Origin of the sequence: Citrobacter sp. CtB7.12, assembly GCF_001297795.1 — a bacterium.
Taxonomy (GTDB): Bacteria; Pseudomonadota; Gammaproteobacteria; order Enterobacterales; family Enterobacteriaceae; genus Citrobacter_A; species Citrobacter_A amalonaticus.
In genome coordinates this window covers 204,278-230,479 of record NZ_LIFT01000005.1, presented here as the reverse complement: position 1 = coordinate 230,479, position 26,202 = coordinate 204,278, and the positions used below count along the sequence as shown (strand labels likewise).

Sequence of the window (26,202 nt, the reverse complement as noted above, 5' to 3'; positions counted from 1 at the left end):
AATAATAATAAGACTGATCAGTAAATTAGGCGGTAATAAAATGATGATGAAATCTTTTTTTCCAGCAATGGTGATTCTGTTGCTGGCAGGATGTACACCCTCCCAGCCATCGCCGACACAAAAGGCGCAGAAAGTGAAAGTCAGCCCCACGCGCACGCTGGATATGGAAGCGCTGTGCAAAGATCAGGCTGCGCGACGCTATAATACCGGTACGCAGAAAATTGTTGTTACGGGCTTTGAACAATTTCAGGGAAGTTATGAGATGCGCGGCGCTACCTTCCGTAAAGAGAGTTTTGTCTGCTCTTTTGACGCGGATGGGCAGTTTTTACATCTTTCCATGCGTTAAGCCCTGCCTTTTTCCCGTTTCGTACTGTATATCTTGCAGTCAGCGGGTATACTGAACCCTTCCTTTTAAAACCACACGTATCCAGCACGAAATACTATGCAAAAGTTTGATACCAAGACCTTCCAGGGCCTGATCCTGACATTACAGGATTACTGGGCTCGTCAGGGCTGTACCATTGTTCAACCTTTGGACATGGAAGTGGGTGCAGGTACCTCGCACCCGATGACCAGCCTGCGTGCGTTGGGGCCAGAACCGATGGCAACCGCGTATGTGCAACCTTCTCGTCGTCCAACTGATGGACGCTATGGCGAAAACCCGAACCGTTTACAGCACTACTATCAGTTTCAGGTGGTGATTAAGCCCTCTCCGGACAACATCCAGGAGCTGTATCTCGGGTCGCTGAAAGAGCTGGGTATGGATCCAACCATCCACGACATTCGCTTCGTGGAAGATAACTGGGAAAACCCGACGCTGGGTGCCTGGGGTCTGGGCTGGGAAGTGTGGCTGAACGGGATGGAAGTGACACAGTTCACTTACTTCCAGCAGGTCGGCGGACTGGAATGTAAGCCGATCACCGGTGAAATCACTTATGGTCTGGAACGTCTGGCCATGTACATTCAGGGCGTAGACAGCGTTTACGACCTGGTCTGGAGCGACGGCCCGTTGGGTAAAACCACGTATGGCGACGTGTTCCATCAGAACGAAGTGGAGCAATCCACCTATAACTTCGAATACGCGGACGTGGACTTCCTGTTCACCTGCTTTGAGCAGTATGAGAAAGAAGCGCAGCAACTGCTGGCGCTGGAAACGCCGCTGCCGCTGCCTGCCTACGAGCGTATTCTGAAGGCCGCCCATAGCTTCAACCTGCTGGATGCGCGTAAAGCCATCTCCGTCACCGAACGCCAGCGCTATATTCTGCGTATTCGTACCCTGACTAAAGCAGTGGCAGAAGCTTACTACGCTTCCCGTGAAGCCCTCGGCTTCCCGATGTGCAATAAAGACAAATAAGAGGCGGCCATGTCTGAGAAAACTTTCCTGGTGGAAATCGGCACTGAAGAGCTGCCACCAAAAGCCCTGCGCAGCCTGGCGGAATCCTTTGCTGCGAACGTGACGGCGGAGCTGGATAACGCCGGCATCGCGCACGGCCATGTTGAATGGTTTGCGGCACCGCGTCGTCTGGCGCTGAAAATCGCTAATCTGGCGGAATCCCAGCCCGATCGCGAAGTTGAAAAACGCGGTCCGGCGATTGCCCAGGCATTTGATGCCGAAGGCAAACCGAGCAAAGCGGCAGAAGGCTGGGCTCGGGGGTGTGGTATTACCGTTGATCAGGCTGAGCGTCTGACCACCGATAAAGGCGAATGGCTGCTGTATCGTGCACACGTGAAAGGCGAAAGCGCCGAAGCGCTGTTGCCGAACATGATCGCTACATCGCTGGCGAAACTGCCGATCCCGAAACTGATGCGCTGGGGAGCAAGCGACGTGCATTTCGTACGTCCGGTTCATACCGTGACCCTGCTGCTGGGCGACAAAGTCATTCCGGCGACCATTCTGGGTATTCAGTCCGATCGCATTATTCGCGGCCATCGCTTTATGGGCGAGTCGGAGTTCACCATTGACAATGCTGACCAGTATCCGCAAATCCTGCTGGAGCGCGGTAAGGTCATTGCCGACTACGAACAGCGTAAAGCCAAAATCAAAGCGGATGCCGAAGACGCGGCGCGTACTATTGGCGGTAATGCCGATCTGAGCGACAGCCTGCTGGAAGAAGTGACCTCGCTGGTGGAATGGCCGGTGGTACTGACGGCGAAATTCGAAGAGAAATTCCTCGCGGTACCCTCTGAAGCGCTGGTGTACACCATGAAAGGTGACCAGAAGTACTTCCCGGTCTACGCCAACGACGGCAAACTGCTGCCGAACTTCATCTTCGTTGCGAACATCGAATCGAAAGATCCTCAGCAAATCATCTCCGGTAACGAGAAGGTGGTGCGCCCGCGTCTGGCGGATGCCGAGTTCTTCTTCAATACTGACCGTAAAAAACGACTGGAAGATCACCTGCCGCGTCTGCAAACCGTGCTGTTCCAACAGCAGCTGGGTACATTGCGCGACAAGACCGATCGTATTCAGGCGCTGGCGGGCTGGATTGCCGGTCAGATTGGCGCAGACGTTAACCATGCCACCCGTGCGGGCCTGCTGTCGAAATGTGACCTGATGACCAACATGGTCTTCGAATTCACCGATACCCAGGGCGTAATGGGCATGCACTATGCTCGCCACGATGGTGAAGCGGAAGATGTTGCCGTCGCTCTGAACGAACAGTATCAACCGCGCTTTGCCGGTGATGACCTGCCGTCTAACCCGATTGCCTGCGCACTGGCGATTGCGGATAAGATGGACACCCTGGCGGGAATCTTCGGTATCGGTCAGCACCCGAAAGGGGACAAAGACCCGTTTGCGCTGCGTCGAGCTGCGCTGGGCGTGCTGCGCATTATCGTTGAGAAGAACCTGAACCTCGATCTGCAAACGCTGACCGAGGAAGCGGTGCGTCTGTACGGTGATAAGCTGACCAACGCGAACGTTGTGGATGACGTGATCGACTTTATGCTCGGTCGCTTCCGGGCCTGGTACCAGGATGAAGGTTACACCGTGGATACCATCCAGGCGGTGCTGGCACGTCGTCCGACCCGTCCGGCTGATTTTGACGCGCGTATGAAGGCGGTCTCGCACTTCCGTACGCTGGAAGCGGCATCTGCGCTGGCGGCAGCCAACAAGCGTGTCTCTAACATCCTGGCGAAGTCTGATGAGACGCTGAACGAGCGTGTTAATGCCTCAACGTTGAAAGAGCCAGAAGAGATCGCGCTGGCGATGCAGGTTGTGGTACTGCGTGACAAGCTCGAACCGTACTTTGCCGAAGGCCGTTACCAGGACGCGCTGGTGGAACTGGCTGAACTGCGCGAGCCGGTCGATTTATTCTTCGAAAAAGTGATGGTGAACGTCGAGGATAAAGAGTTGCGTATCAACCGCCTCTCGATGCTGGAAAAACTGCGTGAGCTGTTCCTGCGTGTGGCGGATATTTCGCTGCTGCAATAAACATCGCGCAAGTCACCACCGCAAACAAACGCTGAAACCTGCCCTCGGGCAGGTTTTTTTATGGACGGGACAGGAAGAGTTACTGCAACTGCAATTCCGTCAGACAGGTCTGGCTGTCATCCTTCGTGGCAATGGCGTGTGATGCCGTTTTGCCGTTGTAGCTCACTTCTATTGTCCCTTCAATATTGCGCGGCAACCAGACGCCGATAAACCCGTTCTGATAGCTTTTGAGCGGTTTCTGAATCAGCACATTGCCTTTGTTATCCGTCACTTTAACGTTGAACGTCGTGTCCGGCATTTCACCCTGGCAGCCGGACAAACTGTGGTTAAAGCACGGGTGCGTCTGCTGCTGGTAAGGTGCAAACGAGAGATAGAATTTTTCGCCCAACGGCAGGGTATACATCTGCCCATCAGAAGCGAGTTTTAACTCGGCACTGGTGATGGAAGCCGAATACGGCAGCGGGCGGGATTGTGGCGTTTGATCGATGGTATCCACGATCTGCTCGACTGACTTACCGGCAAGACCATGTTCGGCAAGGAATGTGGTTTCTGGCGATGCAGCAAACGCGGCGCCGCTGGTGAGTAAACCTAGCGTGAAGAACAACGGGAGTCTGGACATAGCGTCAATTCCATGTGAAAAACAGGGTTTTCACTATAAAGCTTACCCTTAGGGAAAGGTCAAAGGCTGGCCAGGTAAAGTAATGCAAAGAAGGGAAACAGGGATATCGAAAGGCGGGCAAGAGATAAAAAAAATCCCCGCCGTCTGGCAGGGATCTTGAATTCTGAGCTTATCTAAGCTTACAGGCTGGTTACGTTGCCAGCTGCCGGGCCTTTAGCGCCGCTTTCGATGGTGAAGGAAACTTTCTGACCTTCGTCCAGAGATTTGTAGCCATCGTTCTGGATAGCAGAGAAGTGTACGAACACGTCTTTAGAGCCATCGTCAGGAGTGATGAAGCCGAAGCCTTTGTCAGCGTTGAACCATTTTACGATACCAGTCATTTTACCGGACATAGTGTATTACCTTTTAAAAAATAAGTGTGCCTTTCGGCGATATGGCGTGCTCTACAGATTTTTTAAGCGTTAAGGAAATGCGCACTACGAGGGGTATCAACGATAACTCTTGAAGGGGACTGCCTTACTAAACTGCTTTAATGGTCTGTACGTCAAACCGTGGAACGCATTAACTCATGTAACGCCTGGGGATGCAACTGTTATTTTTCGCCCGATAGGTTAAGTGGTCAGAAAACGGTCCTGTATCAGGACCGTTCATCAATGATTGTCGATTACTCCATCAACTGCTTACTCAATGCCGGGTTAGCCTGTATCAGGCGCATCAGCTTCAATTCGGTACTGGAGGGTTTAACGCGTTTTGATTCCCACTCCTGTACCAGTGCAACCGTTACGCCTAACGCTCTGGCGAAATCATCCGTTTCCAGCCCGCTCCCCCGGCGTAATTGTTCAAATTCGCTAAAGGGACTTGGCTTATGTGTCAGGGTGATTTTTGATGTTTCTTCTTTAAAAACAATTTGTTCCAGGCTGCTCAGCAGCTCAAACATTGGATCTTTAGATTCCATTGAGAACTCCTTTAAATCACACAGCGAGATCGTGAATTTCATCGAAGCCAGTTAAGAATAGTCGTAAATGAGAAAGCGCGTTGGGCGTCACAGTTTAAGAGGGGAACAAGACTCGTTTCAGCGGCGAGAAGGCGGCGGATTTGTAGCTTGCTAACGATTTGATAACGGGCACTATATCCCGCGTGGTAATGTGAAATGTAAAGATTACGAAAATATGACTATTTCCTGGCAGGCGATTACCTGCCAGGAGGAAAAATCAGGCTTTTTGCGCGGCGTGAGTCGGTGATTCTGTCGGCGTTGATGCGCCAGAGAGCTGGCGTTTACCTGCCCAGTATTTCATCATCAAGGCAAAGGCAGACACTAACGCCGGAATGGCCAGGAATGTAAAGATGGTTTCGAACGCGAGTTGCGCCTGCATCAGGAAGGCGCCGCTAAACGCACCGAGGATGCCGCCGAAACGGCCCAGACCTAACATCCATGCCACACCAGTCGCGCGGCCCTGTGTGGGGTAAAAACCCGCCGCCAGCGCGGGCATGGACGATTGTGCGCCGTTCATGATTGTCCCGGCGATAAAAACCATCACCCCCATGAGCACCAGGCTGCTGGTGGAGAACCCAACCAGGCAGACAAACACCCCGGTCAACAACCAGCCGACCGCCACCACTTTGTTCGGGTTGAATTTGTCCATCAGCGCGCCCAGCACCAGGACGCCAATTCCGCCGCCCAACGGGAACAAGGCGGTAATGATGGACGCCTGGCTCAGCGTGGCCCCTGTTTCACGGATCAGCAGCGGCAGCCAACTGGTCAGCAGATAGAAGATCAGCAACCCCATAAAGTAGGTCAGGCACAGCATTACCGTACCCAGTGCGTAACGCGGCGAGAAGATGACGCCCAGCGCTGATTTCTCTTTAATCTGGCCGGTTTCACGCAGGACAAAGTGCGTCGCTTCCGGTAGCGGGGCGATACGGCGCAGAATGGTGCCAATCTGCTGCTGTGATTTGTTCTTAACCACCAGATAACGGGCAGATTCCGGCAGTAAAACGATCAACACCACTGCCAGCACCAGCGGCATCACGCCGCCGAGGATCAGTACGCTTTGCCAGCCGTAATGCGGGATCAGCCAGGCGGAGACAAACCCACCCATCGACGAGCCAATCGGGAATCCGACGAACATCAGATTCACCAGCAGCGCGCGACGGCGTTCTGGCGCGTATTCACTCATCAGGGTCGCGGCATTGGGCATTGCCGCCCCCAGACCCAGACCAGTTAAAAAGCGCAATGCGGTCAGTTGGTTCAGCGTGCTGGCAAAGGCGGTGAGCAGGCTGAAGCCGCCAAACACCAGAATCGACATAATCAGGACTTTTTTGCGACCGATGCGGTCAGCCATTGGACCCGCGGTGAGCGCTCCGACGGCAAGCCCCACCAGCGCGGCGCTCATGACCGGGCCGAGCGCGGATTTTTCAACGCCCCACTCTTGAACGAGATCGGAGGCGATGAAGCCGATAATCGCGGTATCGAATCCGTCCATCGCGACGGTCACAAAGCACAGCACGAGAATCATCCACTGGTATTTTGAAAAGGGATGCTCGTTAATAAACGCTTGAATATCAGTCGTTTTGTTTGTCATGCGGTCATTCCTGCGAAAGCAACGCGGGGGACAGAGGGGGTTTTTATTTTCTCCACCGCAAGCGTTAGGATTAATTGTGCGATTATCGAACGTTTATTCGTTAATCGTTCAATTAATCAAAACATTGAAGCCCGTGTTCGGCAATCACCCCACCGAGGTTAACGTGCGATAATCGTACGAATTGCCCCTTCACTGGCCGACTTAATGCTGAAAAGCTATTAAAATCATAGAACTACTTCTTGTTAATGCCCTCAGGACAGAGGTGGTAAATGTGATGTGTTTAACAATAAAATAACAATTTGGTCATCGCTATTTCGCCAGACGAATTTCCGCCACAAGATTACGCGGAAGGGGTATCCTGCGAGCCTGACCTGGACTATCCTTGTAAGCCGTAAGGCACGCGTATTGCGCAGTGCGCATTTTTGGGTGAAAGGAGTATTAAAATGGCGACAGGTAAGTCCTGCTCTCGCTGGTTTGCGCCTCTTGCGGCGTTGTTAATGGTAGTTAGCCTGAGTGGGTGTTTTGATAAAGAAGGCGATCAGCGTAAAGCGTTTGTCGATTTTCTACAGAATACGGTGATGCGTAGCGGCGAGCGTCTACCCACCCTGACCGCCGATCAGAAAAAACAGTTCGGTCCGTTTGTTTCTGATTACGCGATTTTGTATGGCTACTCACAGCAGGTGAACCAGGCGATGGATTCCGCGTTGCGTCCGGTTGTTGATAGCGTTAATGCCATCCGTGTGCCACAGGATTATGTGACGCAACGTGGGCCGCTGCGTGACCTGAACGGTTCTCTCGGCGTATTGGGTCAGCAGTTGCAGAATGCGAAACTGCAGGCCGATGCGGCGCATGGCGCACTGAAACAGGCCGATGACCTGAAGCCGGTGTTTGACCAGGTGTATAAGAAAGTGGTGACGACGCCCGCAGACGCGTTGCAGCCGCTGATCCCGGCCGCGCAGATCTTCACTCAGCAACTGGTCCAGGTGGGTGATTTTGTCGCGCAGCAGGATACGCAGGTGAGTTTTGTGGCGAATGGTATTCAGTTCCCGACTTCGCAGCAGGCAAGTCAGTACAACGCATTGATTGGGCCGCTGGCCTCGCAGCATCAGGCATTTAACCAGGCCTGGACTGCGGCGGTTAACGCTATTCAGTGATGGAGCTGCCGGGCAGGCGATAGCGCCTCCCGGCTGTTTTTGTTACCCCGCAACCTGCGGGTTCACGCAGTTCTTCTCGACCTTTCCTTGCAGCGCATCAATCAGATTATCTACCGCGCAGGCCGCCATGTTATAGCGCGTTTCGTGGGTGGCTGAACCAATGTGTGGTACCGCCACAACGTTACTCAGCGACAACAACGGTGAATCAACCGGTAGTGGCTCTTGCTCAAACACATCCAGACCGGCAGCGTGTATTTCGCCCTGTTGCAGTGCGGCAATCAGCGCGTTTTCATCGACCACCGGACCACGTCCGGCATTAATGAAGATGGCAGAGGATTTCATTTTAGCGAACTGCTCTGCGCCAAACAGATGATGCGTCTCGTCGGTCAGCGGCAGGATCAGGCAGACAAAGTCTGATTCCTGCAACAGCGTATTGAGGTCACAGTAGCGGGCGTTGAAGCGCTCTTCCGCTTCCTGATGGTGGCGGCGGGCGTTGTAGAGAATCGGCATGTTGAAGCCGAAGTGGGCGCGCTGTGCCAGCGCAAGACCAATGCGTCCCATCCCGACAATCCCCAGCGTTTTGTGGTGCACATCAATACCAAACCAATCAGGACCAATGCTGGAGGTCCATTCGCCGACCTTCACGCGCTCGGCCACTTCCACAACGCGGCGAGCGGTCGATAGCACCAGTGCCATGATCGTATCGGCAACGGTTTCCGTCAGCACGGTGGGCGTATGCATCAGCAGTACCTTACGTGCGTTCAGCGCATCCACATCGAAATTGTCATACCCCACGGAGATCGTTGAGGTTGCGCGGAGCGTCGGCATTTTCTCCAGCAGCGCGGTATCGACGGTTTGGCTGGAGCCCAGCAGACCTTCAGCACTGGCAAAGGCTTGCGCGTGTTGTTCAACCGTCTGCGGGCTCAGGTCCGGCACCTGGGTGACGGTGAAATGTTCTTCCAGGCGATGCAGTAAATCGTCAGGTAACGCTTTGTAGAGAATAATGGACGGCTTCATATGACTCTCCATGAGTGAAAGTTTACGCGTGGCGTGCGCCAACCGGGACGTGCTGATTATTAGCAGGCTTAACAATTAAAGTTAGCCATACTGAGGCGAAAAGCGCCACCCCCATAAAAATGTACGAGGCGGACGGGCTGCCCGTGGCGCCGTTGAGGTAACCGACAAACCACGAGCCGAGGAACGAGCCCAGCGCGCCCATACTGTTGATTAGCGCCATTGCGCCACCGGCAACGTTGCGCGGCAACATCTCCGGAATGATGGCGAAAAACGGGCCATACGGGGCGTACATCGCCGCACCGGCAATCACCAGCAGGGTATAAGAGGCCCAGAAGTTATTCGCGCCGACGGCCCAGGAACCGATAAAAGCGCACGCGGCAATCAGCAGCAGAGGCCAGACGAACAGCTTACGGTTCTGTAATTTATCCGAGGCCCAGGAGGCGATAATCATCGCCACGGTGGCTGCCAGATACGGGACAGAAGAGAGCCAGCCCACTTCGACCATTCCCAGATTCGCGCCGCCTTCGCGGATGATTGATGGCAGCCACAGCACGAAGCCGTAGACGCCAATACTCCAGGTGAAATATTGCATGCATAACAGGATCACATTACGGGAGCGGAACGCTTCGCCGTAGTTGCGTACAGCCTTAATCCCCTGCTGCTCTTGTTCGAGTTGCGTTTGCAACGCCGTTTTTTCTGACTCGGTCAGCCAACCGACCTGCGCCGGTTTGTCTTTCACCAGCACCCACCAGCAGAAGGCCCACAGAATGGCGGGAACCCCTTCGATGATGAACATCTCACGCCAGCCGAGCGCCTGGATCAGGTAACCAGACACCACTGACATCCACAGGACCGTCACCGGGTTACCGAGGATCAGGAAGGTATTTGCTCGCGAACGCTCCGACTTCGTAAACCAGTTACTGATGTAAATCAGCATCGCTGGCATAACAGCGGCTTCCACTACCCCGAGAATAAAGCGAATAGCGGCCAGCGCCGGGATATTGCTGACCATCCCGGTCAGCGACGCGCAACCGCCCCATAAAATCAGGCAGACAAAAATCAGTTTGCGCACGCTCCGGCGTTCGGCATACACCGCGCCGGGGATCTGAAAGAAGAAATAGCCGAGGAAGAACAGGGCGCCGAGCAGGGATGAGATCCCTTTGGTGATGCCAAGGTCTTCGTTAATGCCCGCGGCGGACGCGAAGCTGAAGTTTGCACGGTCAAGATACGCCAGACTATACGTGATGAACACGATAGGCATGATGTACAACCAGCGTTTTGCTGCATTTGTTGAGTTTGCCATAATCAACCTCTGTTGTTTCTGCCGCCGCTGTCTGTAGGGTACAGGGGGCTGTTATCATTACGTAAGGTTATTCGCCTAACGTTTCACGTGTGGGTAAGCCTTCGCTGTCGCCCTGTACCTGAATGGCCAGTGCGCCAATTTTGTTGCCGCGTGTGACGGCCTGCGACAGCGTACGGCCTTCCAGTAGGGCGCTGATGACGCCGACGGCAAAGCCATCGCCGGCACCGACCGTATCGACCACGTTGTCCACTTTGACCGGGGCAACGCTGCCTTTTTCGCCGTCGGCGGTTTTATACCAGGCGCCGTCTGCGCCTGTTTTCAGCACCACGGCTTTCACGCCGTGACGGAGATAGAAATCCGCAATCCCTTCTGGTGTCTGTTGTCCGGTTAAAATCATCCCTTCCTTCAGGCCCGGTAATACCCAGTCGGCCTGGAATGCGAGACGATTCAGTTTCTCAACCATCTCGGCTTCACTTTTCCACAGCACCGGACGCAGGTTGGGGTCAAATGAGAGTGTCTTGCCCTGGGCTTTCATCGTGCGCGCCGTGTGCGCCAGCAGTTCATAGGAACTGGGGGAAAGCGCCGCAGCGACGCCGCTCAGATGCAGATGACGGGCACTGGAGAAATACGCGTCGTGGTAGTCCGCAACGGACAGATGGCTGGCGGCGGACCCTTTACGGAAATACTCCACAATGGGATCGGTTCCATTTTCAACTTTAGATTTTAACTGAAAGCCGGTTGCGTAGCGCTCATCCAGCGTGACTCCCTGCGCATCAATCCCCTCTTTTTTCAGTGAGTTGAGAACAAAGCGACCAAAGCTGTCGTTACCTACGCGGCTCACCCAGCCGACTTTCAGTCCCAGTCGTGCCAGGCCGGTGGCAACGTTCAGTTCGGCACCGGCAACACGCTTGATAAACTGCTCAACCTCGGCCAGATCGCCGGTCTGCGTTGCTACAAACATCGCCATCGCTTCGCCGATTGTGATGACATCCAGTGAATGCTTCATGCCTTACTCCTTACGTAACAAATCGACGTAGTGGCGGGTAACCGCCGTCAGATCGGCCCCTTCCAGCGGGAATTCAATGCCGCGCGGAACGTCGGTGGGCAACAACTTGAGCAGGTCGAGCCAGCGGGGCTCTGCCTGGTCCGGGGGAACGGCGCGATAGCTGTCGTGGTGCGCGGTGGCGGCTTTAACGTGAACATAACCCACTGACTTCGCCAGTTGATGAGCGGCCTCTTCTGGCGAATCGCCTACCCACAGCCAGTTGCCCATATCAAAGGTCAGGTGTACAGGCAGCGCATGTTGCTGACAGGCGGCGTTAAAACGTTGCATGGGGGCCAGTCGTCCGCAGGCGGTCTGGTCGTTCTCGACTACCAGCGCCATACCGCTGCTTTCCAGCCAGTCGCGCAGGGTGTCAAATTGTTCTGCGTGGACAAAATGGCCCAGCGAAACCTTCAGCCATAGCGCGCGCAGCGTTTGCGCTTCCTGAAGCAGTGACGGCAGTTGTGGATTGAGGCGGCCATCGTCCATGAACAGCGGTTGTGGCGCGGAATAGCAGGCCAGCAGATCGAAGCATTCGATGGCTGACGCCAGTGTGGTCAGGGCGCTGAGCTCAGCGTCAGTAAACAGTTCGCGGCGAATTTCGACGCCGTCTGCACCTGCACCGGCAATGATAGGCAGCATCGCGGTTTGTCCACCGGCAGCGCGGACAGTGTCGTGGCCATAGGCAGTGGTGACCACTATCAGTTTTCTTTGCATAGGAACTCCAGAACTCACGCTAATGTGATTACGCTAGATGGAACCGGTTCCAAAGAAAAGCGTGATGTGTCGAAATTATGATCACCATCACGAAGGAAAATTAACGGGCAGTGGAGCCGCGAACGATCAGCTCGCCGGAGAAAACCTGTTCATGAATGGCGTCGCTGCCGCCTTCAATCCTGCGTACCACTTGTTCGACAGCGGCATAACCAATCTGCCACGTGGGTTGTTTCAGGGTCGTGATCCCGACCCCTGCCAGTTCGGCCCATTCCAGCTCATCGAACCCCAACAGACCAATATCGCTGCCCCAGTTGAGGCCAATGCGCTTCAGTGAACGGGCGACCTGAAGGGTGAGCGCACCGTTAGCGGAAATCACTGCCTTGCGCATCCCGCGATGCTGCTGGTGGAACTGGCGTAAGGTGTTATCGAGTTGCGTATTCTCGGAAAGCGGAACTTCGGCGTTTTCGGCGACAACGCCCGGATAACGTGCCAGTGTTGCCCGAAAGGCGCTCAGACGTTCACGACGGGTATTGACCATCCCCAGCGGTTCGCTGAGAAACAGCAGTGCTTCAAAGCCTTGTTCAATCAGGTGTTCGGTGGCGGTGGTGGCGGCCTGAGTGTTGTCCAGCCCGACGACGTCGCAGGCGAAGTCAGGGATTTTGCGATCGATCAGTACCATCGGCAACGCGGACTGTTGCAGGCGATTCAACCCCTCTTCACGCATCCCCACGGCGTTGACCACAATACCTTCGACCTGATAACTGCGCAGCAGATCGAGATAGTGCAATTCCTGGTTCACCTCGTTATTGGTGTTACAGACCAGTGGAGTAAAGCCTTTCTCGCGACAGGCGGCCTCGATACCGCTTAACACGTGGACGGAATAGGGGTTGGTGATATCGGCAATGATCAGGCCAATCAAACGGGTGCGACCTCGTTTCAGGCCACGAGCCATCAGGCTGGGGCGATAGTCGAGATCGGCAATGGCTTTTTCAATACGCGCCAGCAGGGCATCGGAAAGCAGGTGTTTTTCGCCGTTGAGATAACGTGAAATGCTGGTTTTACCGGTTTTTGCCGCTTTCGCGACATCGCTGATGGTGGGGCGTGTTGATTTGCTCATCGCTGAATTCCTTGCTTTGGGTGAGCATACCTTAGCGCGAAAAGACCCGGCGACGCTACGCTTACCGGGCCTGTTGGTGGGTTTAAAGCCGGGGAAGGCAATGCCGCCACCCGGCACAACCGTTACTGAATCGGACTTAACGTAATTTCGACACGACGGTTCTGGGCTTTCCCTTCCGCCGTGCTGTTGCTGGCGATCGGATTTGCCGGACCCATGCCGCTGGTGCGGATGCGGTTGGCGGCAACGCCCTGGGTGATCAGTGCGCTGGCTACGCTGTCCGCACGCTGCTGTGACAGACGCATGTTCAGATCCTGGCCGCCGGTGCTGTCGGTATACCCGATGACATTGACGGCGGTTTTTTCGTATTCCTTCAGCACCATCGCTACGCCGGTCAGCGTGTTGGCACCTGCCGGTTTCAGGGTGGCGCTGCTGCTGTCGAAGGTGACGTTATTCGGCATGTTCAAAATGATGTTATCGCCACTTCGCGTCACGCTTACGCCGGTTCCCTGCATTTTGTCGCGCAGTTTTGCTTCCTGCACGTCCATGTAATAACCGACGCCGCCGCCGAGCGCTGCCCCTGCCGCGGCACCAATCAGTGCGCCTTTACCGCGATCCTTTTTCGACGAGGAGAGAGCGCCGATACCCGCGCCCACCAGCGATCCAATGCCCGCGCCAATGCCGGATTTACCCGCTTCGCGTTCGCCGGTGTAAGGGTTGGTTGTGCAGCCAGAAACCGCCAGGGCGCCGCTCACGATAGCGGCAATGACTAAAACACGTTTCTTCATCTTAATTCCTTAATGACATTCTTATTTTTTGCCACAGCGACCGTGGCGGTTGATTATGACGTGTGAAGATGAAGAAAATTCCAGGGATCTCTCTGAAATTTGTAAGTAACATTGAACGCCGTTATACCTCAGCCCATCAGCAGGAGTGCCAGCTTGACGACGCATCATTCAGTGTTAACCGCCGCCCACTGGGGCCCCATTCTTGTCGAAACGGACGGAGAAAAGGTGCTCTCTTCCCGGGGCGCGCTGCCCACCTCGCATCCCAATTCGCTGCAAAGTGCGGTTCGCGATCAAGTGCACAGTCAAAGCCGGGTACGCTATCCGATGGTACGTAAAGGGTTTCTGGCTTCGCCGGAACAACCGCAGGGTGTGCGCGGGCAGGATGAGTATGTGCGCGTAAGCTGGGACGAGGCGCTGGCGTTGATTCATGCGCAGCATAAACGCATTCGCGATACGTATGGCCCCGCCTCCATTTTTGCCGGTTCTTACGGCTGGCGTTCCAACGGTGTTCTGCACAAGTCGGCGACGTTATTACAACGTTATATGGCGCTGGCGGGCGGCTATACCGGACATCTGGGCGACTATTCTACCGGCGCGGCGCAGGCCATCATGCCGTACGTGGTGGGCGGCAGCGAAGTCTATCAACAGCAAACCAGCTGGCCGGTGATTCTGGAACACAGCGAGGTGGTGGTGTTATGGAGCGCCAACCCGCTGAATACCCTGAAAATTGCCTGGAATGCGTCGGATGAACAAGGGATCCCTTACTTTGACGCGTTGCGTAATAGCGGGAAACGGCTGATCTGTATTGATCCGATGCGATCGGAAACCGTTGATTTCTTTGGCGACAAAATGGAATGGATTGCGCCGCACATGGGGACTGACGTGGCGCTGATGCTCGGCATCGCGCATACGCTGGTAGAACATGGCTGGCATGACGAGGCGTTTCTTGCCCGTTGCACCACGGGCTATGAGGTCTTTTCAGACTATCTGCTGGGCGTGAGCGACGGTATTGCCAAAACGGCAGAGTGGGCGGAGCCGATTTGCGGCGTTCCGGCGGCCAAAATCCGTGAACTGGCAGAATTGTTCCATAAAAATACTACGATGTTGATGGCCGGTTGGGGCATGCAACGCCAGCAGTTTGGCGAACAAAAGCACTGGATGATTGTCACCCTGTCCGCCATGCTGGGGCAGCCTGGTATACCTGGCGGTGGTTTTGGCCTTTCGTATCATTTTGCCAATGGCGGAAACCCGACACGCCGTTCTGCGGTGCTGGCGTCAATGCAGGGCAGCCTGCAAGGCGGGACCGACGCGGTGGAGAAAATTCCGGTAGCGCGCATTGTGGAAGCACTGGAAAACCCCGGCGCGCCGTATCAGCATAACGGGATGAACCGTCATTTCCCGGATATCCGCTTTATCTGGTGGGCGGGCGGGGCGAATTTTACCCATCACCAGGACACCAACCGACTGATTCGCGCCTGGCAAAAACCGGAGCTGGTGGTAATTTCCGAATGCTTCTGGACCGCGGCGGCGAAGCATGCCGATATTGTGCTGCCTGCGACGACTTCCTTTGAGCGTAACGATCTCACCATGACCGGGGATTACAGTAACCAGCATCTGGTGCCCATGAAGCAGGTCGTGCCGCCGCAGTACGAAGCGCGCAATGATTTCGATGTTTTTGCCGCGCTGAGCGAACGCTGGGAGCAGGGCGGTTATCAACGCTTTACCGAAGGGAAGAGCGAACTGGAATGGCTGGAGACGTTTTATACGATTGCCGGGCAGCGCGGGGCCAGCCAGCAGGTGACGCTGCCGCCGTTTGCCGAATTCTGGGAAGCGAATCAATTGATTGAAATGCCGGAAAATCCGGCCAATGCGCAGTTTATCCGCTTTGCGGATTTTCGTCGTGACCTGGACGCGCATCCGCTGAAAACCGACAGCGGTAAGATCGAGATTTACTCACAGCGAATTGCCGGTTACGGCTATGCAGATTGCCCCGGACACCCGATGTGGCTGGAACCGGATGAGTGGCACGGCAACGCCGAACCGGAGCAACTACAGATTGTGTCGGCGCACCCGGCGCATCGTCTGCACAGCCAGCTTAACTACAGTCACCTGCGTGAACGGTATGCGGTGGCAGATCGTGAGCCGGTGACGATTCACCCGCAAGATGCTCAGGCGCGCGGCATCCGTGAGGGTGATGTGGTACGCATCTGGAATCACCGTGGTCAGATCCTTGCAGGCGCCGTGGTCACTGACGGTATCAAACCAGGCGTTATCTGCATTCATGAAGGGGCATGGCCGGATCTCGACCTTGCTGCCGGGGGCATCTGTAAAAACGGCGCGGTGAATGTGCTGACCAAAGACCTGCCCAGTTCGCGTCTGGGGAACGGCTGCGCGGGCAATACCGCGCTGGCGTGGCTGGAGAAATACAGCGGGCCAGCACTCACGCTTACGGCGTTTACTCCGCCCGCCAGCCCATAATCCAGGTGGGATGCTGGGTATCTTCCTGCCATGCGCTGTCTTCGATACGAAAGCCCAGCGCGTGGTAGAAATTCACCGCGTTCTGGTTTTTTTGGTATACCTCGAGGCTCAGCACGTCAAAACACTGCTGAACATGCTGTACCAGCGCTTTCCCTATCCCGCTACGTAACGCATTCGGGGCGACAAACAACGCCCCTAAAAAACGCCCGTCCATGACGCTCACAAACCCTTTCAGCGCCTCGTCTTCCTCCCAGACCCAGGTTCTGGCGGCGGGCAGGTAAACATCGCGCACCACTGCCTCGCTCTCATGCCAGTAGCGTTCTGCGATAAAAGGATGCGCATAGATGGTGCTTTCCAACCACAACGCCAGCAATGGCGTCATGTCAGCACTATGAAACTCGCGAATCATGTTTATCTCCTGGATGACAGAAACAGCCGGTGATGTGGTCATTGACCAGTCCGCAGGCCTGCATGAAGGAGTAGCAAATAGTGGTGCCGACGAACTTGAATCCCCGTTTTTTTAACGCTTTCGACAGGGCGTCGGAGGCGGGCGTGGAGGTCGGGATTTCGCCCAACGCGGCGGCGCGGGTGATTTGTGGCTGGTTATCCACGAATGACCAGACGAAGTCGGCAAACGGTTCGCCGTTTTGCTCCATCGCCAGGTATGCCCGGGCATTGCCGATGATGGCCTGAATTTTCCCCCGATGGCGGATGATCCCGGCATCAAGCAGCAGTCTTTCCACATCGTCTTCCTGCATGGCTGCCACGCGGATGGGATCGAACTGGTGGAAGTTAGTGCGATAATTCTCGCGTTTCTTGAGGACGGTGATCCACGAAAGGCCAGCTTGTTGGCCTTCCAGACAGATCATTTCGAACAGTTTTTTACCGTCGTGCTCGGGTACGCCCCATTCGTTATCATGATAGGCAATATAAAGGGGGTCCTGACTGACCCAACCGCAACGTTCCATACTTCCCTCGCTCTTTGACTTGCCATAAAAATATCGTTCCGGGTGCCTTGACGCTCCCGCGAAAAAGACAATATTTAATACAGGGCTTTCGCCTGTCATCCTTAATTACAATGACAATAATATCGCCGATTTCGGCTCTCTTCTGGAGTCGCATTGATGATGATAAAAAAATGCAGTGGTCGCCGGGAAATTATTCTCCTGGCGAGCGTCGTAGTCTGTTCGCTTTACATCAACACAGCCCGTGCCTGGCAGCAAGAATATATCGTTGATAATACGCCTGGATATACGACTGAACGCTATACATGGGACAGCGATCACCAACCGCGCTATGACGACATTCTGGCGGAACGTATCCGGACGACACAAACTGTGCCGGGTCTGGCGGTGAATCTTGAGCAAGCTTCACCCACGGAGGCCACCAGCGGCATGAGTATGGGCTGGAATTTTCCCGTCTCTGGCGACATCACGACCGGACCGGTGGCGGCATTACATTACGATGGCACCACGCCCGCTATTTATAACGAATTTGGCGATAGCGTGGTCAGCCAGTCGCCCGACCCGTTATGGCATGCCAGCGTCAGTACGCTGGGCTGGCGGGTGAATTCTCAGTTTGGCGATCTGCGACCGTGGGCGCAAATCAGCTATAACCAGCAGTTTGGCGAAAATATCTGGAAGGCGCAGTCGGGGCTCAGTCGAATGACGGCGACCACTCAGGACAACAACTGGCTGGACGTGACGGTAGGCGCAGATATGCTGCTCAATCAGCACATGGCGGCTTATGCTGCGCTCTCGCAGGCGGAAAATACCGCCAACAGTACCGACTACCTCTACACGATGGGGGTAAGTGCCAGGTTTTAACCTGCAATTTACAATTTAAACGCAGTGATAACAGTGTTTGTGGCGATAGTAGGCACTAACTGAGCGGGAAAAAATTCATTCAATGAATTTTTGTCTCGTCATTCATTCCGCATTCCAGGCATTTCATTCCGTTCTGATGGCACTTCATGCCGTTTTTTCCCTGCATAAAATGCATTTCGTTATGGTTGTTGGCAGAGAATTAATCCCTTTTGCTTATGCAGGAAGACTGCCATGAAAACCGCATCGTATCAGCGCACCCGTTGGTTGACCCTTATCGGTACCATCATTACGCAATTCGCCTTAGGTTCTGTGTATACCTGGAGCCTGTTTAATGGCGTGCTTTCAGAAAAACTGGGTGAACCCGTCAGCCAGGTGGCTTTTTCCTTCGGCCTGTTGAGCTTAGGTCTGGCGATCTCCTCTTCTGTCGCCGGGAAGTTACAGGAACGTTTTGGCGTGAAGCGCGTCACCATGGCGTCCGGTATTCTGCTCGGGCTGGGTTTCTTCCTGACCGCGCACTCCAGTAACCTGATGATGCTGTGGCTGAGCGCAGGCGTGCTGGTAGGCCTGGCCGATGGCGCGGGCTATCTGTTAACACTGTCCAACTGCGTGAAGTGGTTCCCGGAGCGTAAAGGGCTAATTTCTGCCTTTGCCATTGGTTCTTATGGTCTGGGAAGCCTGGGTTTCAAATTTATCGACAGCCAACTTCTGGCAACCGTTGGTCTGGAAAACACCTTTGTGATTTGGGGCGCGATTGTGCTGGTGATGATTGTCTTCGGCTCTACGCTAATGAAAGATGCGCCGAATCTGGAGGTCAAAACGCAAAATGGTGTTGTAGAAAACGACTACACCCTGGCACAATCTATGCGTAAACCGCAGTACTGGATGCTGGCGGTGATGTTCCTGACGGCGTGCATGAGCGGACTGTATGTGATTGGCGTGGCGAAAGATATCGCTCAGGGGCTGGCGCATATGGACGTGGCGTCGGCGGCCAATGCGGTGACGGTGATTTCTATTGCTAACCTCTCCGGCCGTCTGGTGCTGGGGATCCTGTCCGATAAAATTGCCCGTATCCGTGTGATCACCATTGGTCAGGTGGTGTCGCTGGTGGGGATGGCCGCTCTGCTGTTTGCGCAGCTGAATGCGCTGACTTTCTTTGCTGCCATTGCCTGCATCGCCTTTAACTTTGGCGGGACGATCACCGTCTTCCCGTCACTGGTCAGCGAGTTCTTCGGTCTGAACAATCTGGCGAAAAATTATGGTGTGATTTATCTCGGCTTTGGGATTGGCAGCATCTGCGGTTCGATTATCGCGTCGCTGTTCGGTGGGTTCTACGTGACTTTCTGTGTCATCTTTGCATTGTTGATTCTCTCGCTGGCGCTCTCCACCACCATTCGTCAGCCAAAACGCGAGGTGCTGGAAATGGCACACGCCTGATATCCCGTAAGATTTTCTACAGGCCAGCCGATGAGCTGGCCTTTTTTTGTTATATCTGCTGTGAATAGTCTGCTTTTAAACTTGATTTTTTGTAAATATCTCTTTCGATCACATTCTCTGTTGCCACTTTCTTTGCTGCTTGTGGTCTACTTAGCCGCGCGTGTCGATTTTACTATTTGACTACCTTCGCAATTTCACCTGCCCGGCGGATGTCGCCGTTGCGCAGGCTGTGTTAACCCCTCGATTTCCAGGGCTTGCTTGCATGAGATACATTACGTCGATGTCGCAGCAAAAGCTGAGTTTTTTGCTCGCGATCTATATCGGTCTGTTTATGAATGGCGCGGTTTACCTCCGTCGGTTTGACGGTTACGCGCAAGACTTTACCCTCTGGAATGGAATCTCCGCGGTGGTTGAACTGGCTGGCACTGTGCTGGCAACGTTCTTCTTTTTACGACTCCTGTCACTGATGGGCAGGACGGTGTGGCGTGTTCTGGCTTCGTTGCTGGTGCTGATTTCAGCGGGCGCAAGTTATTACATGACCTTTATGAACGTGATGATCGGTTACGGCATCGTTGCCTCGGTCATGACCACGGATATCGATCTCTCCAAAGAGGTGGTCGGCTGGACGTTTGTCCTCTGGCTGGTGGCGGTGAGTTTTCTCCCGCTGATCTTCATCTGGTTTAACCGCTCGACGGATACCTTCTGGCGTCAGCTCTGCACGCCAAAAGTGCGCTGGCGCAGCGCGCTGATTGTGCTGATGGCGGGGCTGCTAGTCTGGGTGCCAATTCGTCTTCTGGAGATGCATCAGAAGCGTGCCGATCGTATTGCCGGTGTCGATATGCCGAGTTACGGCGGCGTACTGGCGAACTCTTATCTGCCGTCAAACTGGCTGTCTGCACTGGGCCTGTATGCCTGGGCGCAGGTGGATGAATCATCGGATAACAAATCGCTCATCAACCCGGCGAAGAAATTCACCTATACCCCGACACAGAACCTGGATGACACTTACGTGATTTTCATTATTGGTGAAACTACACGCTGGGATCATATGGGAATGTTAGGCTATGAACGCGACACCACGCCGAAGCTTGCCAAAGAGAAGAACGTCGTGATGTATCGTGGTTATTCCTGCGATACCGCGACGAAACTGTCGCTGCGCTGTATGTTCGTTCGTCAGGGTGGGGCCGAAGACAACCCACAGCGTACGCTGAAAGAGCAAAACGTCTTTGCGGTGCTCAAGCAGTTAGGCTTTAGTTCCGATCTCTACGCGATGCAGAGTGAGATGTGGTTTTACAGCAACACGATGGCCGACAACATTGCCTATCGCGAACAAATTGCTGCTGAGCCACGTAACCGGGGTAAAGCCGTGGATGACATGCTGCTGGTCAATGAGGTTGATCGTTCGCTGCAGGAAAACCCGCAGGGTAAGCATCTGATTGTGCTGCACACTAAGGGCTCTCACTACAACTACACTCAGCGTTATCCGCGCGAGTTCGCTCAGTGGAAGCCGGAATGTTACGCTATCGATCGTAAGTGCCCAAAAGACCTGATGATTAATTCATACGATAACTCGATTACCTACGTCGATCATTTTATCGACACGGTGATTGATCAGGTACGCGATAAGAAAGCGATTGTGTTCTACGCTGCCGACCACGGTGAGTCAATCAATGAGCGCGAGCACCTGCACGGTACGCCACGTAAGATGGCGCCGCCGGAGCAGTTCCGCGTGCCGATGATGGTCTGGATGTCTGATAAATACCTGGAGAACCCGGCCAACGCCCAGGCGTTCGCGCACCTGAAGAAGGAAGCGGAAATGAAGGTGCCGCGCCGTCATGTTGAGCTGTATGACACCATCATGGGTTGTCTCGGTTATACCTCGCCGAATGGCGGAATTAATGAGAACAACAACTGGTGTCATATCCCTGACGGACAGAAAAACGTCGCGCAGTAAGCGGGCTGACGACTTTCTCGCCGATCAAAGGGCATTTTGATACTAAGGGATTGACGGGGGCGCACCTGCGCAGTAAGATGCGCCCCGCATTCGGTGATTGGCGCAGCCTGGTAGCGCACTTCGTTCGGGACGAAGGGGTCGGAGGTTCGAATCCTCTATCACCGACCAAATTCAAAACCCTGCTCAACGAGCAGGGTTTTTTGCATTCAGCGCCTGAGAGGATGAGAACCTCCGGGGGAAGAGGTTCGACTCGAGCGGAGCGAGAGAACGTTGCGACAGCAACGGCCCGCAGGGCGAGCCACGACGTGGCGAGTTATCCTCTATCACCGACCAAATTCAAAACCCTGCTCAACGAGCAGGGTTTTTTGCTTTTGTAGGCCTGATAAGCGAAGCGCCATCAGGCATTCGGTGCACACTGCCGGATGGCGGCATTCGCTTTATCCCGCCTACGAAATCGCATCATCAGGTAAATATCCATTCTTGCGGAACATCAACAAAAAAGTGCGCATCACTTCTCACTATTTGTTAACGGTTTTGTGACATATTCCATTGTCTTTTTTTATCTATGCATGAATCTTTTTTTGCGTTACTTATGGCTGGCGCTAGCATTTTCCGCTGTGCGTTTTAACGTTCGTGGGATTTATCGCTCAGATATGCAGCATTTCGTCAGAAATTTTTCATATTCTGCACGATTGTTAATCACCAAATGTTGCGAAATATTAAGGTGTTTATTCTGGTGTTCTGGGCGTAGCATAAATTTCTCTGCTGAAAATACCCGCCTGAAGTTTTTTTAATCTTTGTTTGCGAATTCTCACCGTTGTTGTAAATCATGGATACCTGTATTGACGTTTTCACATTCTGTTGACAGATTGTAGGGCATGAGGGGCATTTCATGGAGAATCCGCGCTGCTACTCAGTCGTTTATGTGAACGGAATCCCCACCTCTTAACGCCGACCCAGCCGGTTAAAAAACAAAAAAGGCCAGGCGGTGCAAACCCACTGCAAAGGGTAAAACAACAACATCACATTTGGAGCAGAAGAATGAGTATTTCCTTGAAGAAGTCAGGGATGCTGAAGCTTGGTCTGAGCCTTGTGGCTATGACTGTCGCAGCAAGTGTACAAGCTAAAACTCTGGTTTATTGTTCAGAAGGTTCACCTGAAGGGTTCAACCCGCAGCTGTTTACCTCTGGCACAACCTATGACGCCAGCTCAGTACCTATCTATAACCGTCTGGTTGAATTCAAAACCGGCACCACGGAAGTTATTCCGGGCCTCGCTGAAAAGTGGGAAATCAGTGAAGACGGTAAAACCTACACCTTCCACCTGCGTCAGGGCGTGAAGTGGCAGGACAATAAAGAGTTCAAACCGACGCGTGATTTCAACGCCGATGACGTGGTGTTCTCTTTCGATCGTCAGAAAAACGCACAGAACCCGTACCACAAAGTCTCTGGCGGCAGCTATGAATACTTTGAAGGCATGGGCCTGCAAGACCTGATCAGTGAAGTGAAGAAAGTGGACGATAACACCGTTCAGTTCGTGCTGACGCGTCCTGAAGCGCCGTTCCTCGCTGACCTGGCGATGGACTTTGCCTCTATTCTTTCTAAAGAATATGCCGACAATATGATGAAAGCTGGCTCGCCGGAAAAAGTGGACCTGAACCCAATCGGTACCGGTCCGTTCCAGCTGCAGCAGTACCAGAAAGACTCTCGTATTCTCTACAAAGCGTTCGAAGGTTACTGGGGCACTAAGCCGCAGATCGATCGTCTGGTCTTCTCCATCACGCCTGACGCGTCCGTGCGTTACGCCAAACTGCAGAAGAACGAATGCCAGGTGATGCCATACCCGAACCCGGCTGACATCGCGCGCATGAAGCAGGATAAAAACATCAACCTGCTGGAGCAGGCGGGTCTGAACGTCGGCTATCTCTCTTTCAATACCGAGAAGAAACCGTTTGATGACGTCAAAGTGCGTCAGGCGCTGACCTACGCAGTGAACAAAGACGCGATCATCAAAGCCGTTTATCAGGGTGCAGGCGTTGCGGCGAAGAACCTGATCCCGCCAACCATGTGGGGCTATAACGACGACGTTAAAGACTACACCTACGATCCTGAGAAAGCGAAAGCCCTGCTGAAAGAAGCCGGTCAGGATAAAGGCTTTACCGTTGAGCTGTGGGCAATGCCAGTACAGCGTCCGTACAACCCGAACGCTCGCCGTATGGCTGAGATGGTTCAGGCCGACTGGGCGAAGATTGGCGTTCAGGCCAAGATTGTGACCTACGAGTGGGGCGAGTATCTGAAACGCGCCAAAGCGGGTGAGCATCAGGCGGTAATGATGGGCTGGACCGGCGACAATGGGGATCCGGATAACTTCTTCGCGACCCTGTTCAGCTGCGCGGCGGCGAAAGACGGTTCCAACTACTCTCGCTGGTGCTACAAGCCGTTTGAAGATCTGATTCAACCGGCGCGTGCGACCGACGACCACAACAAGCGTATTGAACTCTACAAACAGGCTCAGGTCGTGATGCACGATCAGGCTCCGGCGCTGATCGTGGCTCACTCCACCGTGTACGAGCCAGTGCGTAAAGAAGTCAAAGGCTATGTGGTTGATCCATTAGGTAAACACCACTTCGAAAACGTCTCTATCGAATAATAAAAGCAACGCCAGGTAAGCGCTACACACCGTTAAGTCGGTACGTGTAGCGCCACCCGGCAGTAATGCTTTATCCCCTTCTCATTGAGGAGGGGATAAGATTTGTGAGCAATACAGACTCACGGTTCCAGGCCGTGCGTCATTAGAGAGAATCCGGGTTATGTTGCAGTTCATTCTCCGACGTTTGGGACTCGTCATCCCCACGTTTATCGGTATCACTCTTCTCACCTTTGCTTTTGTCCATATGATCCCCGGCGATCCGGTAATGATCATGGCAGGTGAGCGTGGTATCTCCCCTGAGCGTCATGCTCAACTGTTGGCTGAACTCGGTCTCGATAAGCCGATGTGGCAGCAGTACCTCCATTACATCTGGGGGGTTATGCATGGTGATTTAGGTATCTCGCTGAAAAGCCGTTTACCGGTGTGGGACGAGTTCGTGCCTCGCTTTAAAGCGACGCTGGAACTGGGTGTCTGCGCCATGATTTTCGCTACCGCCGTGGGGATTCCCGTGGGCGTGCTGGCCGCCGTTAAGCGCGGTTCCATTTTCGATCATACTGCTGTTGGCCTGGCGCTGACCGGTTATTCCATGCCGATCTTCTGGTGGGGCATGATGCTGATCATGCTGGTTTCCGTGCAACTCAACCTGACCCCCGTCTCCGGGCGCGTGAGCGACATGGTGTTCCTTGATGACTCGAACCCGTTGACCGGTTTTATGCTGATCGACACCGCAATCTGGGGTGAAGAGGGCAACTTCATTGATGCTGTGGTGCATATGATCCTGCCCGCGATGGTGCTTGGCACCATCCCTCTGGCAGTGATTGTGCGAATGACTCGTTCATCGATGCTGGAAGTGCTGGGCGAAGATTACATCCGTACCGCGCGTGCCAAAGGGTTGACGCGTATGCGCGTCATCATAATTCACGCATTGCGTAACGCCATGCTGCCGGTGGTGACCGTGATTGGTCTACAGGTGGGAACGCTGCTGGCGGGCGCCATTCTGACCGAAACCATTTTCTCGTGGCCTGGCCTTGGGCGCTGGCTGATTGATGCGCTGCAACGTCGCGATTATCCGGTTGTGCAGGGTGGGGTGTTACTGGTGGCGACGATGATTATTCTCGTCAACCTGCTGGTCGACCTGCTGTACGGCGTGGTGAACCCGCGTATTCGTCATAAGAAGTAAGGGGCCATCATGTCACAGGTTACTGAAAATAAAGTTATTGCTGCGCCGGTGCCGATGACGCCGATGCAGGAGTTCTGGCACTATTTTAAACGCAACAAGGGCGCTGTGGTGGGGCTGGTGTACGTCGCGATCATGATCCTGATTGCGGTATTCGCCAACTTCCTGGCGCCGTATAACCCGGCTGACCAGTTCCGCGATACCCTGCTGGCACCGCCGGCCTGGCAGGAAGGCGGCACGCTGGCGCATCTGCTGGGAACTGACGACGTGGGCCGCGATATCCTGTCGCGCCTGATGTATGGCGCGCGTCTGTCGTTGCTGGTGGGCTGTCTGGTGGTGGTGCTGTCGCTGGTGATGGGCGTCGTGCTGGGCCTTGTGGCCGGGTATTTCGGCGGCATCGTTGATAACATCATTATGCGTATCGTCGATATCATGCTGGCGCTGCCGAGCCTGCTGCTCGCGCTGGTGCTGGTGGCGGTCTTCGGTCCCTCGATTGGTAACGCCGCGCTGGCACTGACGTTCGTGGCGCTGCCTCACTATGTGCGACTGACGCGCGCCGCTGTGCTGGTGGAGGTCAACCGCGACTACGTGACCGCTTCCCGCGTGGCGGGGGCCGGCGCGATGCGCCAGATGTTCATCAACATCTTCCCGAACTGCCTTGCGCCGCTGATCGTTCAGGCGTCGCTCGGTTTCTCTAACGCCATTCTCGATATGGCCGCGCTTGGCTTCCTGGGCATGGGTGCGCAACCGCCAACACCGGAGTGGGGCACCATGCTCGCTGATGTGTTGCAGTTCGCACAAAGCGCCTGGTGGGTCGTGACCTTCCCGGGTCTGGCGATCCTGCTGACGGTGCTGGCATTTAACCTGATGGGTGACGGTCTGCGTGACGCGCTCGATCCCAAACTGAAGCAGTAA

At 54.4% G+C, this 26,202-nt stretch carries 23 protein-coding genes, 1 tRNA gene and 1 other RNA gene; 13 read left to right on the top strand and 12 right to left on the bottom strand.

The genetic code is table 11. The features are described 5' to 3' along the window. Window positions 1–40: 40 nt before the first annotated feature. From AOY24_RS09185 to glyS, 3 genes are all read left to right on the top strand, one after another. Window positions 41–346 carry a YsaB family lipoprotein gene (locus AOY24_RS09185; protein WP_054176517.1) on the top strand — a complete coding sequence of 102 codons (306 nt, stop codon included), beginning with the start codon at window positions 41–43 and terminating at the stop codon, window positions 344–346. Between the two features lie 96 nt (window positions 347–442). After that, on the top strand, window positions 443–1,354 hold the full coding sequence (gene glyQ / locus AOY24_RS09180) for a glycine--tRNA ligase subunit alpha (protein WP_042323214.1): 912 nt from the start codon (window positions 443–445) through the stop codon (window positions 1,352–1,354). A 9-nt stretch (window positions 1,355–1,363) separates the two neighbouring features. Next, window positions 1,364–3,433, top strand: a complete 2,070-nt coding sequence (gene glyS, locus AOY24_RS09175) for a glycine--tRNA ligase subunit beta (protein WP_044267735.1) — start codon at window positions 1,364–1,366, stop codon at window positions 3,431–3,433. A gap of 79 nt (window positions 3,434–3,512) precedes the next feature. Here glyS and cueP read toward each other — a convergent pair whose 3' ends face one another. The 4 genes from cueP to AOY24_RS09155 all read right to left on the bottom strand — a co-directional run bounded on the left by cueP (window position 3,513) and on the right by AOY24_RS09155 (window position 6,634). Further along, on the bottom strand, window positions 3,513–4,052 hold the full coding sequence (gene cueP, locus AOY24_RS09170; RefSeq protein ID WP_054176516.1) for a copper-binding periplasmic metallochaperone CueP: 540 nt from the start codon (window positions 4,050–4,052) through the stop codon (window positions 3,513–3,515). A gap of 179 nt (window positions 4,053–4,231) precedes the next feature. Then, window positions 4,232–4,444, bottom strand: a complete 213-nt coding sequence (cspA, locus tag AOY24_RS09165) for an RNA chaperone/antiterminator CspA (protein WP_000014594.1) — start codon at window positions 4,442–4,444, stop codon at window positions 4,232–4,234. Window positions 4,445–4,716: 272 nt separating this feature from the next. Then, complete coding sequence (locus AOY24_RS09160) at window positions 4,717–5,007, bottom strand: HTH-type transcriptional regulator (RefSeq protein WP_042998571.1); 291 nt, start codon at window positions 5,005–5,007, stop codon at window positions 4,717–4,719. Between the two features lie 256 nt (window positions 5,008–5,263). Continuing rightward, window positions 5,264–6,634, bottom strand: coding sequence for an aromatic acid/H+ symport family MFS transporter (locus AOY24_RS09155; RefSeq protein WP_054176515.1), 1,371 nt, complete (start codon window positions 6,632–6,634; stop codon window positions 5,264–5,266). 443 nt (window positions 6,635–7,077) lie between these two features. Between AOY24_RS09155 and AOY24_RS09150 the strand changes: the two genes are divergently transcribed. Next, window positions 7,078–7,788 carry a DUF3053 domain-containing protein gene (locus tag AOY24_RS09150; RefSeq protein WP_042998569.1) on the top strand — a complete coding sequence of 237 codons (711 nt, stop codon included), beginning with the start codon at window positions 7,078–7,080 and terminating at the stop codon, window positions 7,786–7,788. A gap of 42 nt (window positions 7,789–7,830) precedes the next feature. On the opposite strand, the gene ghrB is transcribed toward AOY24_RS09150, so the two are convergent. The 6 genes from ghrB to AOY24_RS09120 form a co-directional block, all read right to left on the bottom strand. Then, window positions 7,831–8,805, bottom strand: coding sequence for a glyoxylate/hydroxypyruvate reductase GhrB (gene ghrB / locus AOY24_RS09145; RefSeq protein ID WP_042998568.1), 975 nt, complete (start codon window positions 8,803–8,805; stop codon window positions 7,831–7,833). A gap of 22 nt (window positions 8,806–8,827) precedes the next feature. After that, window positions 8,828–10,108, bottom strand: coding sequence for an MFS transporter (locus AOY24_RS09140; protein ID WP_044253759.1), 1,281 nt, complete (start codon window positions 10,106–10,108; stop codon window positions 8,828–8,830). 67 nt (window positions 10,109–10,175) lie between these two features. Continuing rightward, window positions 10,176–11,114: a sugar kinase gene (locus AOY24_RS09135; RefSeq protein ID WP_042998566.1), complete on the bottom strand. Its 939-nt coding sequence runs from the start codon at window positions 11,112–11,114 to the stop codon at window positions 10,176–10,178. Between the two features lie 3 nt (window positions 11,115–11,117). Continuing rightward, entirely contained in the window at window positions 11,118–11,867 is a 750-nt protein-coding gene (locus AOY24_RS09130) for a sugar phosphate isomerase/epimerase (RefSeq protein ID WP_054176514.1), read from the bottom strand. A gap of 100 nt (window positions 11,868–11,967) precedes the next feature. Further along, window positions 11,968–12,984 (bottom strand): LacI family DNA-binding transcriptional regulator, encoded by a 1,017-nt coding sequence (locus tag AOY24_RS09125; protein ID WP_042998564.1) that lies wholly within the window; start codon window positions 12,982–12,984, stop codon window positions 11,968–11,970. Between the two features lie 122 nt (window positions 12,985–13,106). Next, window positions 13,107–13,769 (bottom strand): OmpA family lipoprotein, encoded by a 663-nt coding sequence (locus tag AOY24_RS09120; RefSeq protein WP_042998563.1) that lies wholly within the window; start codon window positions 13,767–13,769, stop codon window positions 13,107–13,109. A gap of 153 nt (window positions 13,770–13,922) precedes the next feature. Here AOY24_RS09120 and AOY24_RS09115 point away from each other — a divergent pair, with 153 nt between their 5' ends. After that, the gene (locus AOY24_RS09115; RefSeq protein WP_082366177.1) at window positions 13,923–16,247 is read left to right on the top strand and encodes a molybdopterin guanine dinucleotide-containing S/N-oxide reductase; all 2,325 of its coding nucleotides are present in this window, start codon (window positions 13,923–13,925) and stop codon (window positions 16,245–16,247) included. Here the strand turns inward: AOY24_RS09115 and AOY24_RS09110 are convergent. Both AOY24_RS09110 and tag read right to left on the bottom strand, forming a co-directional pair. Further along, entirely contained in the window at window positions 16,225–16,656 is a 432-nt protein-coding gene (locus tag AOY24_RS09110) for an N-acetyltransferase (protein ID WP_044267750.1), read from the bottom strand. The two genes, AOY24_RS09115 and AOY24_RS09110, sit on opposite strands and share 23 nt — an antisense overlap. Beyond that, a complete protein-coding gene (tag, locus tag AOY24_RS09105; protein ID WP_042998561.1) occupies window positions 16,637–17,215 on the bottom strand; it encodes a DNA-3-methyladenine glycosylase I in 579 nt (192 codons plus the stop codon). The genes AOY24_RS09110 and tag overlap by 20 nt, the downstream gene beginning before the upstream one ends. Before the next feature lie 156 nt (window positions 17,216–17,371). Here tag and AOY24_RS09100 point away from each other — a divergent pair, with 156 nt between their 5' ends. The 8 genes from AOY24_RS09100 (at window position 17,372) to dppC (ending at window position 26,202) form a co-directional block, all read left to right on the top strand. Then, window positions 17,372–18,073, top strand: coding sequence for an autotransporter outer membrane beta-barrel domain-containing protein (locus AOY24_RS09100; protein ID WP_054176513.1), 702 nt, complete (start codon window positions 17,372–17,374; stop codon window positions 18,071–18,073). Between the two features lie 231 nt (window positions 18,074–18,304). Beyond that, complete coding sequence (locus AOY24_RS09095; protein ID WP_054176512.1) at window positions 18,305–19,507, top strand: MFS transporter; 1,203 nt, start codon at window positions 18,305–18,307, stop codon at window positions 19,505–19,507. A gap of 262 nt (window positions 19,508–19,769) precedes the next feature. After that, entirely contained in the window at window positions 19,770–21,461 is a 1,692-nt protein-coding gene (eptB, locus tag AOY24_RS09090; RefSeq protein WP_044253746.1) for a kdo(2)-lipid A phosphoethanolamine 7''-transferase, read from the top strand. Between the two features lie 91 nt (window positions 21,462–21,552). After that, a tRNA-Pro gene (locus AOY24_RS09085) sits at window positions 21,553–21,629 on the top strand. A 32-nt stretch (window positions 21,630–21,661) separates the two neighbouring features. Continuing rightward, window positions 21,662–21,794: non-coding RNA, RtT sRNA (locus AOY24_RS23730), on the top strand. Between the two features lie 708 nt (window positions 21,795–22,502). Continuing rightward, complete coding sequence (gene dppA, locus AOY24_RS09080) at window positions 22,503–24,110, top strand: dipeptide ABC transporter periplasmic-binding protein DppA (RefSeq protein ID WP_044253744.1); 1,608 nt, start codon at window positions 22,503–22,505, stop codon at window positions 24,108–24,110. A gap of 160 nt (window positions 24,111–24,270) precedes the next feature. Beyond that, a complete protein-coding gene (gene dppB, locus AOY24_RS09075; RefSeq protein WP_042998556.1) occupies window positions 24,271–25,290 on the top strand; it encodes a dipeptide ABC transporter permease DppB in 1,020 nt (339 codons plus the stop codon). Between the two features lie 9 nt (window positions 25,291–25,299). After that, window positions 25,300–26,202, top strand: a complete 903-nt coding sequence (gene dppC, locus AOY24_RS09070; RefSeq protein ID WP_042998555.1) for a dipeptide ABC transporter permease DppC — start codon at window positions 25,300–25,302, stop codon at window positions 26,200–26,202.

Bases quoted from the DNA above. Each gene is read 5' to 3' on its own strand.
- AOY24_RS09110 (WP_044267750.1), bottom strand. From the start codon at position 16,656: ATGATTCGCGAGTTTCATAGTGCTGACATGACGCCATTGCTGGCGTTG.
- tag (WP_042998561.1), bottom strand. From the start codon at position 17,215: ATGGAACGTTGCGGTTGGGTCAGTCAGGACCCCCTTTATATTGCCTAT.
- AOY24_RS09130 (WP_054176514.1), bottom strand. From the start codon at position 11,867: ATGCAAAGAAAACTGATAGTGGTCACCACTGCCTATGGCCACGACACT.
- AOY24_RS09095 (WP_054176512.1), top strand. From the start codon at position 18,305: ATGAAAACCGCATCGTATCAGCGCACCCGTTGGTTGACCCTTATCGGT.
- AOY24_RS09150 (WP_042998569.1), top strand. From the start codon at position 7,078: ATGGCGACAGGTAAGTCCTGCTCTCGCTGGTTTGCGCCTCTTGCGGCG.
- dppC (WP_042998555.1), top strand. From the start codon at position 25,300: ATGTCACAGGTTACTGAAAATAAAGTTATTGCTGCGCCGGTGCCGATG.
- ghrB (WP_042998568.1), bottom strand. From the start codon at position 8,805: ATGAAGCCGTCCATTATTCTCTACAAAGCGTTACCTGACGATTTACTG.
- cspA (WP_000014594.1), bottom strand. From the start codon at position 4,444: ATGTCCGGTAAAATGACTGGTATCGTAAAATGGTTCAACGCTGACAAA.
- AOY24_RS09140 (WP_044253759.1), bottom strand. From the start codon at position 10,108: ATGGCAAACTCAACAAATGCAGCAAAACGCTGGTTGTACATCATGCCT.
- glyQ (WP_042323214.1), top strand. From the start codon at position 443: ATGCAAAAGTTTGATACCAAGACCTTCCAGGGCCTGATCCTGACATTA.
- AOY24_RS09120 (WP_042998563.1), bottom strand. From the start codon at position 13,769: ATGAAGAAACGTGTTTTAGTCATTGCCGCTATCGTGAGCGGCGCCCTG.
- glyS (WP_044267735.1), top strand. From the start codon at position 1,364: ATGTCTGAGAAAACTTTCCTGGTGGAAATCGGCACTGAAGAGCTGCCA.
- AOY24_RS09185 (WP_054176517.1), top strand. From the start codon at position 41: ATGATGATGAAATCTTTTTTTCCAGCAATGGTGATTCTGTTGCTGGCA.
- dppB (WP_042998556.1), top strand. From the start codon at position 24,271: ATGTTGCAGTTCATTCTCCGACGTTTGGGACTCGTCATCCCCACGTTT.
- AOY24_RS09155 (WP_054176515.1), bottom strand. From the start codon at position 6,634: ATGACAAACAAAACGACTGATATTCAAGCGTTTATTAACGAGCATCCC.
- cueP (WP_054176516.1), bottom strand. From the start codon at position 4,052: ATGTCCAGACTCCCGTTGTTCTTCACGCTAGGTTTACTCACCAGCGGC.
- AOY24_RS09125 (WP_042998564.1), bottom strand. From the start codon at position 12,984: ATGAGCAAATCAACACGCCCCACCATCAGCGATGTCGCGAAAGCGGCA.
- AOY24_RS09135 (WP_042998566.1), bottom strand. From the start codon at position 11,114: ATGAAGCATTCACTGGATGTCATCACAATCGGCGAAGCGATGGCGATG.
- eptB (WP_044253746.1), top strand. From the start codon at position 19,770: ATGAGATACATTACGTCGATGTCGCAGCAAAAGCTGAGTTTTTTGCTC.
- AOY24_RS09100 (WP_054176513.1), top strand. From the start codon at position 17,372: ATGATGATAAAAAAATGCAGTGGTCGCCGGGAAATTATTCTCCTGGCG.
- AOY24_RS09160 (WP_042998571.1), bottom strand. From the start codon at position 5,007: ATGGAATCTAAAGATCCAATGTTTGAGCTGCTGAGCAGCCTGGAACAA.
- dppA (WP_044253744.1), top strand. From the start codon at position 22,503: ATGAGTATTTCCTTGAAGAAGTCAGGGATGCTGAAGCTTGGTCTGAGC.